Source organism: Aeromonas sp. FL131 (assembly GCF_049860615.1).
Classification (GTDB): domain Bacteria; phylum Pseudomonadota; class Gammaproteobacteria; order Enterobacterales; family Aeromonadaceae; genus Aeromonas; species Aeromonas hydrophila.
On sequence record NZ_CP187595.1, the window covers coordinates 1,008,665 to 1,021,466 of the forward strand.

The following is a 12,802-nucleotide window of genomic DNA, read 5'->3' on the forward strand; positions in this document are numbered from 1 at the left end:
CGTTTTTTTATGAAGGACGGATCAGGCCTTGTTCTCGATGAGCGGGGCGAGCAGCTCCGCCAGCTTGTAGAAAGTCTGTACCCGGGTGGTGCTGGGGCGCCACACCAGCCCTATCTCGCGATAGGGATGTTCTCCCGGCAGCGGAATGGCCACCAGATCCGTGTTGTCGAGGATGCCGGCATCGATGGCCATCTGCGGCAGGAAGGTGGTGCCGAGCCCGGCGCCAACCATCTGCACCAAGGTGTGCAGGCTGGTGGCGGCAAATGGGTTGATCTTGCTCTTGTCCCGCAGCCGGCAGGCGCTCACCGCGTGTTCGGTGAGACAGTGCTCCCGCTCCAGCAGGAAGATGCTCTGGTTGGGCAGCTCCTTGTAGTCGAACGGGGTGTGCAGGCTGGCCGCCATGCTGGCGGGCATCACCATGTGGAAGGGATCCTGGCCGACCGTCTTGCAGTGAAAGCCGCCGATCTCCACCGGCAGCGCCAGGATCAGCAGGTCGAGCTGACCCTGTTCCAGCTGCTTGAGCAGGTTGGTGGTGGTGTCTTCACGCAGCAACAATTCCAGCTCAGGATAGGTCTTGCCGCACACCTGCAGCAGCTTGCTGAGCAGGAAGGGGGCGATGGTGGGAATACAGCCCAGGCGTACCGTGCCGTGCATGACGCCCCCCTGATGCTGGCCGAGCTCCATCAGATCCCGCGCATCGGAGAGCAAATTGCGAGCTCGCTCGACGATTTCCATGCCGACCGGGGTCATAATGAAGCTCTTGTGGTCCCGTTCCACCAGTTGCAGGTTCATCATGTCCTCCAGCGTCTGGATCCCGGTACTCAGGGTCGACTGGCTGACATGACAGGCCTTGGCGGCGCGGTTGAAGTTCTTGTGCTCGTCGAGAGCAACCAGATATTGCAGCTGTTTCAGGCTGGGCCAACGTTGCATAGGAAAACCCGATTAATGCTATCTATTTAATTTGATTTAACTAATCTACCATCGGGGCTATAGTTTGTCGCTTTAATTAGACGGACTTGGCTCTAGGTAGCCTGATCCTGACAGGATTGTTCACTTCACATAAAGAGGAATTGAATATGGTATTGGTAGGCCGTCCCGCACCCGATTTCACCGCTGCTGCCGTTCTGGGCAATGGCCAGATCGTTGACTCCTTCAACCTGGCATCCCACATCAAGGGCAAGGCAGCCGTCCTGTTCTTCTATCCGCTCGATTTCACCTTCGTCTGCCCGTCCGAGCTGATTGCCTTCGATCACCGTCTGGAAGAGTTCAACAAGCGTGGCGTGGAAGTGATCGGTGTTTCCATCGACTCCGAGTTCTCCCACAACGCCTGGCGCAACACCAAGATCGAAGACGGCGGCATCGGCCCGGTCAAGTACCCGCTGGTTGCCGACATCAAGCACGAGATCTGCAAAGCCTATGACGTCGAGCACCCGGAAGCCGGCGTGGCATTCCGTGGCTCCTTCCTGATCGACAAGAACGGTGTCGTTCGTCACCAGGTTGTCAACGATCTGCCGCTGGGCCGCAACATCGACGAGATGCTGCGCATGGTCGACGCCCTGCAGTTCCACGAAGAGCACGGCGAAGTGTGCCCGGCTCAGTGGGAGAAAGGCAAAAAAGGCATGACCGCCTCTCCGGACGGCGTTGCCAAATACCTGTCCGAGAACGCTGCTTCCCTGTAATCGGGTCGGCAAACCGGATAGTGAAAAACCGATGCCCAGGCATCGGTTTTTTTATGGCCGTGATTCGGCACTCTCGTTTCGCAACGTTGGCCAGCAACCCTTGTTTCAGCAACCTTTGTCCAGAAACCCATGCTCAGCAGGATTGTGGTTGCCGGCTACGTGCCGATAAACGACAGGCATAAAAAAGCGCGCCCTTTGGCGCGCTTTTGTCATGGGTGTCCGGACTACTCGTCAAAGATACCGAAGTGATCTTTGGCGAAGTTGACCCGCTGCTCCACGTTCATCTTCACCTGGCCCAGCTTCTCGATGGTCTTGAGGTTGGGCACCAGACCACGGCCGTTGGCGATCTGGATGGCGAGGCCCGGACGGGCGTTGAGCTCCAGTAGCATGGGGCCGCGGAACTTGTCCAGCACCATGTCGGTGCCGATGTAGCCGAGGCCCGACATCTCGTAGCAGGAGGCCGCCAGGGTCAGCAGGGTGTCCCAGTGGGGCACCTTGAGCTCATAGAGATCGAGGCCGGTGTCCGGGTGGTGGCGCAGCGGATTGCCGAACTGCACCGCCCGCAGCGCACGGCCGGTACGCAGGCACAGACCCACCCCCACGGCGCCCTGGTGCAGGTTCGCCTTGCCGTCGGACGCAGCGGTGGAGAGGCGCATCATGGCCATGACCGGGAAGCCCTTGAAGATGATCACCCGGGCATCGGGGACCCCTTCGAACGAGTAGCCGTCGAACACGTCATCGAAGTTGATGAGGCCTTCCACCAGCGCCACGTCGGGTTTGCCGCCCAGTGAATAGAGCCCGGCCAGGATGTTGGAGACATGGCGCTCCAGATCCTGCCCGTTGGAGGCGCTGCCGTTGGGCTTGTAGAACAGGCCCTCTTCCTGGCGCAGGATCACCAGGATCCCCTTGCCGCCGGAGCCGCGGGCCGGCTTGATGCAGAAGCCCGGCCAATCCTTCACCAGCTCGGTGATGCGGCTCACGTCGTGCTGGGCACGAATGGTACCGATCAGTTCCGGTACCGTGACGCCGGCATCCAGCGCGATGCGCTTGGTCTGCAGCTTGTCATCCACCAGCGGATATAGGCTGCGCGGATTGTAGCGGCTGATGTAGGAGTGGTTGCGCTTGTTCATGCCGAGGATGCCTGATTGGGACAGGCTCCACGGGGTGGTGTACTTTTCCCAGAACCACATCTGTTACTTGTCCTTACCCGGAGTGGCACCCGATTTGATCTCGTCCACCAGCGGCTTGAAGCGCTTGAGTTCGCTCAGCTTGTAGCCGGTGTAGTTGCCCATCAACAGCACGGTCGCCATCAGCACCAGCTGCAGGCCGAGGAAGTTGAAGGTGAGGTGACGGATCAGTTCGTTATCCATGGCCAGATAGGCGATGACGGCCACCAGCAGAGAGCCGCCACCCTGGCGGAACACCTCTTTCGGACCCTCTTCTTCCCACAGGATGGACATCCGCTCGATGGTCCAGGAGAGGATGATCATCGGGAAGAAGGTGATCTTCATGCCGTCGGTCAGCCCCAGCTTGAAGGCAAACGCGGAGAAGATACCGATCATCGAGATCACCATGATGATGATGGCCGATATTCGGGCGACCAGCAGCAGGTTGAGCCGCGACAGGTAGGAGCGGATCACCAGGCCGGTGCCGACGATCAGCAGGAAACCGATGAGACCGGTGACCAGGGAGGTCTGGATAAAGGCGACCGCGATCAGCACCGGCATGAAGGTGCCCGAGGTCTTGATCCCCACCAATACCCGCAGGAACACCACCATCAGCACGCCGATCGGGATCAGCAGCAAGCCCTTGAACAGGGTCTGCTCTTCCAGCGGCAGGCTGTGGATGGAGAAGTTCATCATCTCCGATTTTTCAAATTTCTGGGCCAGCGCCACGCTGACCGGCTGCTCCTGCTCGATCATCGAGAAGCTGACGCGGGAGTTGTGACCACCGGTCACGTCCAGCAGGGCGCCGGAGTTGTATTCCCACAGCAGCAGGTTGGCAGGGCGGCCCTGTTCACCGGTCTGCGGGTTGAACAGCTTGTAGTCGGTCGGGCTGTTGAACACCTGCAGGTAATCCACCAGCTCCTGACGACGGCGGCCATCTTCCAGGCTCAGCGCGTGCACGACACGGGTCGGCACGTCGGCGTTGTTGAGCAGCTCGGCGATCAGGTTGGCACGGCTCTTGTGCTTCTTCAGCAGCTCGGCGTTCTGCTCCTGCTTCTCGATCTCCTTGATGATCTCGCGCGTCAGGGTGTAGCCGTCGGCGGAGCGCTCCTGGGCACGTTCCAGGATCTGCTTCATGGCGGTGGCGTAGGGCTCGCTCTCGATCTGCTTCTCGATGGCCGGCGGCAGCGGGTTGGCGGCCGGTTTGGCATGGGCATCGGCCATCATGTCGACGCGGTAATAGAGCTCCTGACGGCCGGAGGCGCTGCGAATGGACCACTCGGCGCGGGCATCGCCATCCTTCTCGACGAAGGAGAGACCGTAGCCCGGGCTCGCGGCGTTCTCGTTCATCAGGGTGAAACCGGGCTGGGTGCCCGGAATGGCCAGGGAGGCGATCACCGGCTCGCCGGTGGCCTCGAACTCCAGCTTGGCTTCGATGGACCAGATCTGGCGTTTTTCACCCGGCGTGAGCGGTACGTCCAGCGCGATGTGGTGATAGAACGTCATCCCCAGGCCGACAATGTACAGCAGGGCTACCAGCAAATAGAACGGCTTACGGGAAACCATGGATTATTTCACATCCTTGAGCTTGGGTTTGGGTTGGATATATTCGCGGGCCACATCAACCACGGCGATGTCTTTCAAAAACTCACGGCCGAGCAGCACGGGGAAGGCCATGTCGCTGCGGTCCTTCAGGGTAAATTCGGCCTTCTCGGTCATGTCGCCGATGCGCACAGCAAGGCGCACCACCGGACGGCGGTCGAGATCGTCGGCGGAGGCCTGACGCACCCGCACATGGCGCACCAGCGGCGCTTCAATCTGGATCTTGTCGTCCATCTCCTGATGGCTCAGGAAGAAACGCACCCAGTTCTTGCCGTTGCGCTCGAAGATGGTGATGTCCTGGGCGCTGATGGAGGAGGTGGTAGCACCGGTATCGACCCGCGCCTGGAAGGCGTCATTGGCCGCGTCAACCCAGATCCACTCCGCCTCGCCGACCAGCAGCTTGCCGTCGACGGTGTGGCCCTGGCTCGGGGCCTGGCACTTCTCGGTCGGGATCGCCATGGGCTTGGGCGGCTCGGGCGGCAGGGATTCGAGCTTGCTGCCGACTTTGTTCACGGACTCTTTCATGTTGTTGACATCAGTGTTGAGCTGAACCAGCAGGTGCTGTTGCTGCACATACTGCTTCTGTTGCTGTTCCATGGATGTTTGCAGGCGCTGCTCGCTCAGATTGATCTCGTTGCGAAGCTCGGCCAGCGTCAAGGTAGGTACCGGGGGCGCTTTCTCCATACTGACACACCCGCCGAGACTGAGCAGGGAGAGCAGGGTCATTCCTTTTAATTTGCTTTTCATGTCATTCATTTAACTGTGCTTCCTGGAATTGGGTCAGTGTAACTTCCACAGCCGCCATCGGCTAGTCTTTGGCCTTTCTGGCAATCAGTACGGCACGTTTCGGTGCCGGGTGTCCTTCTACCGTGAGTGCGGGATTGGTTGGATCCAGATAATCACTCAGGGATTCATTAATCATCCAGTCGGTACGACGCTGTTCGTCGGTGCTGGTCATATTCTCGTCGACAATCCGCACATCGGTAAATCCGCAGCGCTCGACCCACAGCTTGAGGGCCGCGCTGGAGGGGATGAACCAGACGTTGCGCATCTTGCCGTAGCGATCGGTGGGCACCAGCACGTCGTTGACGTCGCCGTCGATCACCAGCGTCTCGAGCACCAGCTCGCCGTCGTCTTTCAACTGGTTGCGCAGTTGTTCGATGTGTTCGATAGGGGACTTGCGGTGATAGAGCACCCCCATGGAGAAGACGGTGTCAAACGCCCGCAGCTCCGGCAGCTCCTGAATGCCGAGCGGCAGCAGGTGGGCACGCTGGTCGTTGCCGGCGAAGTGGCGGATGGCCTCGAACTGGCAGAGGAACAGCGGGCTCGGGTCGATGCCGACCGCCAGTTTCGCCCCTTCGCCCACCATGCGCCAGAGGTGGTAGCCGCTGCCGCAGCCCACGTCCAGCACGTAGCGACCGGCAAGCGGGCTGATGTGGGGCAGTACCCGATCCCACTTCCAGTCGGAGCGCCATTCGGTGTCGATGTGGATGCCGTGTACCGTGAACGGCCCCTTGCGCCAGGGCATGAAGTGGCGCAGCAGGCTCTCCACCTTCTTGCGCTCCCCTTCGCCAAGGCTCTCGGCCGAGCCGATTTCGACCCGGCTGTGCAGCTCGATGTGGCCGGGGTCCACCTGCGGCAGCTTGTTGAGGGCGCGGTTCCAGCGCGGCAGATCACCGTGCTGGTTGTCGTGCTGCCAGGTGTGCAGCTGGGCGGGCAGGGTATGCAGCCAGTGGCTCAGCCGATTCTTGGCGATCAGCTGATAGAAGTTGGCAAAGTCGATCATGGCTGGGCAGGCTCGCTCGATTTGATGGCAATCATGGAGCCGAAGTTGAAGCACTGGAACCAGAGATCCTGATGGGCGAAGCCGGCGTCTCGCAGGCGGGCCTGATGCACCGGCAGGCTGTCGGTGCGCATCACGTTCTCAAGGGCGGTGCGCTTCTGGCTGATCTCCAGCTCGCTGTAACCGTTGGCGCGCTTGAAGTCGAGGTGCAGGTCGATGAGCAGCTCGTTGACCGGTGCATCTTCGAAGCGGAATTTTTCGCTCAGGATCAGGATCCCGCCCGGGCGCAGCCCATCAAAGATGCGCTGGATCAGGGCGGCCCGCTTCTCGGGCTCGACGAACTGCAGGGTGAAGTTGAGCACCACCACGGAGGCGTTCTCGATGGCGATGTCGCAGATGTCCGCCTCCACCAGCTCCACCGGCACCTCGGACTTGAAGCCGGAGAGGTGGGCGCGGGCGCGCTCGATCATGGGGTGGGAGAGATCCACCGCCGTGATGTGGCAGCCGGGCTGGGTGACGTGGCGACGCATCGCCTGGGTGGCGGCGCCGAGCGAACAGCCGAGGTCGTAGAGCCGGCTCTGGGGCTGGGCGTAACGGGCGGCCATCATGCCGATGGCGGAGATGATGTTGCTGTAACCCGGCACCGAGCGCTGGATCATGTCGGGAAAGACATCGACGACCTGTTCGTCAAAGCAAAAATCCCCCAATCGAGCGATAGGGGCGGCAAAAATCTGATCTTTGGTATGCATGCTGGCGCAACCTGACAGCCGGTGCGCGAACCGACTGTTTTGTTCAATTGAATCGTTGGGTGACACCGGTCCGGGCCGGGTCGTCACCGGTTCACGAACGGGGTGGCGGGCCTTGAGATCCATCGGGCCGGTTCCGTTCGCAATGGACCATCATCCTGGTCCTTTCTGAGGGCGGCACCATCTGCGGCAACGAGTTGCAGCGCACTGGCGTCAGGGCCCTGTTTATGGCGCCGAACGCCTGCCAGCAACGGATTGTACTGGGCTGGCGGTCCGGGTCCTTACTTGGGGCGCTAGTGTAGAGGAAAGGTCGGCGTTTGTCTTGACGCCAAGCCTCGTCCAGCCACAAAAAAAGGTTCTTCGCGGGATCTTGGGGAAGTGGAAGTTGACAGACAGGGTGCTGGTAAACTGGCTGTCTCCAAACACACCACCACCATCACCCTGCTGTCGCCGTGCATCATATTGATATTGCCTCCTTCTGGCCAGGTTATACCGTCATCGCCCAAGCGCTTTCTGCCAACCATCACACCCTGTTTACCCTTGAGCCTCGCGCCGACCTGTTGCCCCGTTGTCGCCGATGCCTGCAACCCACGCCATTGATCCACGACCAACGTATCCGCCGGGTGCGTGAGCGAGACCTATTTGACCGACAAGTCTGGTTACAACTGCCTGTTCGCCGCGTCGACTGTCTGCGCTGTGGTCGCGTCAGTGAACATATCGACTGGCTCCCCTCTGGCTCCCGCCTCACCCGGCGCATGCAGTGCTGGATTGAAGCGCTCGTTCAGTACCTCCCCATCCGCCATGTCAGCCAGCTCACCGGGGTCGGTTGGCACACCATCAAGGAGATCGACAAGCGCCGTTTGCAGACCAGTGTGGGCACCATCGAACTTGGGGAGGTGCGGCGGCTGGTGATGGATGAGTTTGCCCTGCACAAGGGACACCGCTATGCCACCGTGATCATGGATGCCGAGCGAACCCGCGTCCTGTGGGTGGGGCACGGCAACAGCCGGGCCGCTATCCGTCCCTTCTTCGAGCAGCTCGGCGAGCGATGCCAGCAGATTGAGGCGGTGGCGATGGACATGAACACGGCGTTCGACCTGGAGGTGAAGCAACACTGCCCGCAGGCGGAGGTGGTCTACGACCTGTTCCACGTGGTGGCTCGCTATGGCCGAGAGGTGGTGGACCGGGTGCGAGTGGAGCAGGCGAATGCACTGAAAAGCGATAAACCGGCGCGAAAAGTGGTCAAAAGTGCGCGTTGGTTGCTGCTACGTAATCGGGCGAAGCTGAGTGAAAAACAGGATGTGAAGTTGCAGGAGCTGTTGGCGGCGAATCAACCGCTGGCGATGGTGTACGTGCTGAAAGAGGCGTTGAAGGGCATCTGGTATGCGCCGAGCGTGTGGGAAGGATGGCGACGATGGCGGAGCTGGATGCGGCAGGTGAAGGAAAGCGGGCTAGCGCCGCTGCAACGATTTGGTCGAAATTTATCGAAATATATGCGGGGGATCCTGGCGAGTGCAAACTACCCGATGCACACGAGTGTGCTGGAAGGGGTGAACAACAAGATCAAAGTGATAAAGCGTATGGCATATGGATTTAGGGACTCAGAATACTTTTTTCTGAAAATCAAGGCGGCCTTCCCCGGAAAGCCGCGATGAACCCAAAAAAACGGCTTTTTTTCGCGGCGGGGAAGACGGGGCGAGGCGGCTGACTAAAAGGGCAGCACGCCCTGCTGCGCGCGATCGTTTTCCCCCGGCCAGGGGGCCATCTCCTCCCCCAGCAGGCGGGCAACCTGACGGGCCAGCTCGGGGGACTGGGCGTTGTCGGACGTATGTATAAAGAGGTAGAGATCTTTTCCCTCCGCCAGCCACTGGCGCCAGTGGGGGAGCCAGCCTGGCAGGAAGGGGTGGTTGGCGGCCGGATCCGGCAGGCCGATGAGCCGCACCACGGGAGCATTGGCGGTGGCCAGCAGGTGCACCGGCAGCCTCGGCTTCTTGCCCTGGGCATCGATCATGGCTGCCGTGGTGGCCGGCACCGAGAACAGCGGCCGGCTGTCGAGCATGATGCGGTTGATGCCCTTCTCCATCAGCAGCCGGTTCAACTGCCGCTCCGCCTCGCCCTTGGCGAAGAAATCGGGGTGGCGCACCTCGAGGGCATAGCGAAACGCCGGTGGCAGCCGCTCGAAAAAGGCCGCCAGACGGGGCAGTCCCTGTGGGCCGAAGCGGGCGGGCAGCTGCAGCTTGAGCAGCCCCAGCTTGTCGTGCAAGGGCTCCAGCAGGCGGATAAAGTCGCTCACTTGCTTGTCAGCGCTCACCAGATCGCTCTGGTGGCTGATGGTTTGCGGAAACTTGAAGCTGAAGCGAAAGTGGGCGGGCACCGCATCGGCCCAGCGCCGGACCGTGTCGGGGGTCGGCGAGGCGTAGAAGGTGGTATTGCCTTCCACCGTGTTGAAGACCCGGGCATAGTGGGCGAGGTGCTCGGCGGGCTTGGCGCCCACGCCCAGCAAGTGACCTGGCCAGGCCGGGTGAGACCATTGTGGCAGGCCCAAAAAGAGGCTCATGAGGGATCCTGTCTGCGGGTTTATCTCGTTTTACCCCCCTTTTTTGCCCCGGGATGTAAAAAACAGGGCAAAGGAGGCTGCTGGCCATTTTACCCAAATGGGGGTTTTCCTCTATAATGCCAGCCCTTTTGTTTGCCAATTTGTTGTGACTCACGCCGCTGTACGCATATTGTGACGACGGCAGCGGCCATGATGCGGCCAAACAACAATCGCTTGCCGATGCCCTCCGCCCGACACCCCGGCCGCTTGCCAGCCGCCTCTGGTCGAGCCGATATCGGCGGCAGGTGTCCGATCCCGGCGGTCGGACGGTACGAGACAGATTTCAAACCGGGCAAGAACAGGATCTGGCCAGCTGTGAGACAGACGGTGCTTGCCAGTCGTGCCCGGCGACCCAGGTTAACCGTCTCTCTACAAATTCGAAGGAAGAAGTCCATGCGCTCTATCTATTGCGGACAGGTCAATGAGGCCCATGCAGGGCAGACCATTACATTGTGCGGTTGGGTCCATCGTCGTCGCGATCTGGGCGGCCTCATCTTTATCGACATGCGCGACCGGGAAGGGATCGTGCAGGTGTTCTTCGATCCGGACAAACCGGACGCCTTTGCCCTGGCCTCCGAACTGCGCGGCGAATTCTGCATTCAGGTCTCCGGCGTGGTGCGCACCCGTCCCGACTCCCAGCGCAACAGCGACATGGCCACCGGTGCCATCGAGGTGTTTGCCCACGAGCTGACCATCATCAACCGTGCCGAGCCGCTGCCGCTGGACTTCAACCAGGTCAACAGCGAAGAGGTGAGCCTCAAGTATCGCTACCTGGACCTGCGTCGCCCCGAGATGGCCAAGTACCTGAAGACCCGTGCCAAGGCCAGTGCCTTCGTGCGCCGCTTCATGGACGAGCACGGCTTCCTCGACATCGAGACCCCGATGCTGACCAAAGCCACCCCGGAAGGGGCCCGCGACTACCTGGTGCCGAGCCGTGTGCACAAGGGCAAGTTCTACGCCCTGCCGCAATCCCCGCAGCTGTTCAAGCAGTTGCTGATGATGTCCGGCTTCGATCGCTACTACCAGATCGTCAAGTGCTTCCGCGACGAAGACCTGCGTGCCGACCGCCAGCCGGAATTCACCCAGATCGACGTGGAGACCTCCTTCATGACCGCGCCGCAGGTGCGTGAAATCATGGAAGAGATGATCCGCAAACTGTGGCTGCACATCCTGAACGTGGATCTGGGCGACTTCCCGATCATGACCTTCGACGAAGCCATGCGTCGCTACGGCTCCGACAAGCCGGACCTGCGTCTGCCGATGGAGCTGGTCGATGTGGCAGATCTGCTGACCTCGGTCGAGTTCGCCGTGTTCGCCGGCCCAGCCAACGATCCGAAAGGCCGCGTGGCTGCCCTGAAAGTACCGGGCGGCGCGGAGCTGTCTCGCAAGCAGATCGACGAGTACACCAAGTTTGTCGGCATCTATGGTGCCAAGGGCCTGGCCTGGATGAAGGTCAACGAAGCGGCCAACGGCATCGAAGGGGTACAGTCCCCGGTGGCCAAGTTCCTCTCCGACGCCATCGTGCGCGAGATCCTGGCCCGCACCGGCGCAGCCGACGGCGACATCATCTTCTTTGGTGCCGACTCCAAGAAAGTGGTGTGTGATGCCATGGGCGCCCTGCGTCTGAAAGTGGGCCGGGATCTGGGCCTGCTGGAGAACAGCTGGAAGCCGCTGTGGGTCATCGACTTCCCGATGTTCGAAGAGGATGGCGAAGGCGGTCTGGCTGCCATGCACCACCCGTTCACTGCGCCAAGCGGCCTGAGCCCGGAGCAGCTGAAAGCCAACCCGGTAGGCGCTTACGCCAACGCTTACGACATGGTGATCAACGGCTACGAAGTGGGTGGCGGTTCTGTCCGTATCCACAACAGCGAGATGCAGGCCACCGTGTTCGACATCCTGGGTATTACCCCGGCCGAGCAGCGTCTGAAGTTCGGCTTCCTGCTGGACGCCCTGAAGTACGGTACCCCGCCGCACGCCGGCCTGGCCTTCGGCCTGGACCGTCTGAGCATGCTGCTGACCGGTACTGAAAACATCCGGGACGTGATTGCCTTCCCAAAAACCACGGCGGCCGCCTGTCTGATGACGGACGCCCCCAGCTTTGCCAACGCCGCCCAACTGGGCGAGCTGGCGATTGCGACCACCGTCAAGGGTGATGAATAAGCCGTTACCGGCAGCAAAGGCCGCAGCAATGCGGCCTTTCCCTTGCATTAGTCATGACCAGTGTTACTGAAATTCAAAAATAACGGAGAGTCCCTATGGCAGGTCACAGTAAATGGGCCAACATCAAACACCGCAAGGCGGCGCAAGACGCCAAGCGCGGCAAGATCTTCACCAAGCTGATCCGCGAAATCACCACCTCCGCGCGTCTGGGTGATGCCGATCCTGCCAACAACCCGCGCCTGCGTGCGGCGGTGGCGGCTGCCCTGACCGGCAACATGACCCGCGACACCATCAACCGTGCCATCCAGCGTGGCGCCGGCGGTGGCGATGGCGAACAGCTCGAGACCATCGTGTACGAAGGTTACGGCCCGGCCGGCTCTGCCGTCATGGTGGAGTGCCTGACCGACAACCGCAACCGTACCGTTGCCGAAGTGCGTCACGCCTTCAGCAAGTGCGGTGGCAACCTGGGCACCGATGGCTCTGTTGCCTATCTGTTCAGCAAGAAAGGGCTGCTGACCTTCGTGGGCGTCGATGAAGATGCCCTGATGGATGCCGCCCTGGAAGCCGGTGCCGACGACGTGGTGACCGAAGAGGATGGCTCCATCGAGGTGTATACCACCCCGAACGATTTCGGCACCGTGCTCGATGGTCTGGAAGCCGCCGGCTTCAAGCCCCAGAGCGCCGAAGTGACCATGATCCCGTCCACCGAAGCCGAGCTGGATGCCGAGACCGCGCCCAAGCTGATGCGCCTCATCGACATGCTGGAAGATCTGGACGACGTGCAGGAGGTGTACCACAACGGCTCCATCTCCGACGAAGTCGCCGCGACCCTGTAATCCGGTTCGTGAACACCCAGGGGGCAACGCTCTGTTCGCCCCCGCTAAAACGGCAGCCTCGGCTGCCGTTTCTTGTGATGGCCTGACACCTGAAGGCTGTGCCGGCCATGGCATTGCCCGCCTTAATTTTCCCTTAAGGTTGGCTTTTTAAGCTGCCTGCCGTGTCCGGGCCTCGCTGCCCCTTGCCGCCATCACCTCGGGAGGAGGGATCGGCAAGCGAGACTGCAACAAGAG

At 61.1% G+C, this 12,802-nt stretch carries 11 protein-coding genes; 4 read left to right on the forward strand and 7 right to left on the reverse strand.

Annotated elements, in window-relative coordinates; all coding sequences use genetic code 11:
• Window positions 1-21: 21 nt before the first annotated feature.
• Window positions 22-930, reverse strand: a complete 909-nt coding sequence (locus ACPW75_RS04885; RefSeq protein ID WP_011705410.1) for a hydrogen peroxide-inducible genes activator — start codon at window positions 928-930, stop codon at window positions 22-24.
• Window positions 931-1,076: 146 nt separating this feature from the next.
• On the opposite strand from ACPW75_RS04885, the gene ACPW75_RS04890 reads away from it, so the two are divergent.
• Window positions 1,077-1,679 carry a peroxiredoxin C gene (locus tag ACPW75_RS04890; protein WP_005299113.1) on the forward strand — a complete coding sequence of 201 codons (603 nt, stop codon included), beginning with the start codon at window positions 1,077-1,079 and terminating at the stop codon, window positions 1,677-1,679.
• A 224-nt stretch (window positions 1,680-1,903) separates the two neighbouring features.
• Here ACPW75_RS04890 and ACPW75_RS04895 read toward each other — a convergent pair whose 3' ends face one another.
• The 5 genes from ACPW75_RS04895 to cmoA form a co-directional block, all read right to left on the reverse strand.
• Window positions 1,904-2,869, reverse strand: coding sequence for an alpha-L-glutamate ligase-like protein (locus ACPW75_RS04895; protein WP_011705412.1), 966 nt, complete (start codon window positions 2,867-2,869; stop codon window positions 1,904-1,906).
• A gap of 3 nt (window positions 2,870-2,872) precedes the next feature.
• Window positions 2,873-4,411, reverse strand: a complete 1,539-nt coding sequence (locus ACPW75_RS04900) for an inactive transglutaminase family protein (protein ID WP_011705413.1) — start codon at window positions 4,409-4,411, stop codon at window positions 2,873-2,875.
• A 3-nt stretch (window positions 4,412-4,414) separates the two neighbouring features.
• Entirely contained in the window at window positions 4,415-5,173 is a 759-nt protein-coding gene (locus ACPW75_RS04905) for an ATP-dependent zinc protease family protein (RefSeq protein WP_016350202.1), read from the reverse strand.
• 82 nt (window positions 5,174-5,255) lie between these two features.
• The gene (gene cmoB / locus ACPW75_RS04910; RefSeq protein ID WP_179101336.1) at window positions 5,256-6,233 is read right to left on the reverse strand and encodes a tRNA 5-methoxyuridine(34)/uridine 5-oxyacetic acid(34) synthase CmoB; all 978 of its coding nucleotides are present in this window, start codon (window positions 6,231-6,233) and stop codon (window positions 5,256-5,258) included.
• On the reverse strand, window positions 6,230-6,979 hold the full coding sequence (gene cmoA / locus ACPW75_RS04915) for a carboxy-S-adenosyl-L-methionine synthase CmoA (protein ID WP_011705416.1): 750 nt from the start codon (window positions 6,977-6,979) through the stop codon (window positions 6,230-6,232). Before cmoA ends, cmoB begins: the two co-directional genes overlap by 4 nt.
• Window positions 6,980-7,428: 449 nt before the next feature.
• Between cmoA and ACPW75_RS04920 the strand changes: the two genes are divergently transcribed.
• Window positions 7,429-8,631, forward strand: coding sequence for an ISL3-like element ISAeme19 family transposase (locus ACPW75_RS04920; protein ID WP_084865641.1), 1,203 nt, complete (start codon window positions 7,429-7,431; stop codon window positions 8,629-8,631).
• 53 nt (window positions 8,632-8,684) lie between these two features.
• On the opposite strand, the gene ACPW75_RS04925 is transcribed toward ACPW75_RS04920, so the two are convergent.
• Window positions 8,685-9,533: a DUF72 domain-containing protein gene (locus ACPW75_RS04925; protein ID WP_077095591.1), complete on the reverse strand. Its 849-nt coding sequence runs from the start codon at window positions 9,531-9,533 to the stop codon at window positions 8,685-8,687.
• 432 nt (window positions 9,534-9,965) lie between these two features.
• Here ACPW75_RS04925 and aspS point away from each other — a divergent pair, with 432 nt between their 5' ends.
• Window positions 9,966-11,732, forward strand: a complete 1,767-nt coding sequence (aspS, locus tag ACPW75_RS04930) for an aspartate--tRNA ligase (protein ID WP_179101335.1) — start codon at window positions 9,966-9,968, stop codon at window positions 11,730-11,732.
• Between the two features lie 95 nt (window positions 11,733-11,827).
• Window positions 11,828-12,568, forward strand: a complete 741-nt coding sequence (locus ACPW75_RS04935) for a YebC/PmpR family DNA-binding transcriptional regulator (RefSeq protein WP_011705419.1) — start codon at window positions 11,828-11,830, stop codon at window positions 12,566-12,568.
• Window positions 12,569-12,802 lie beyond the last annotated feature (234 nt).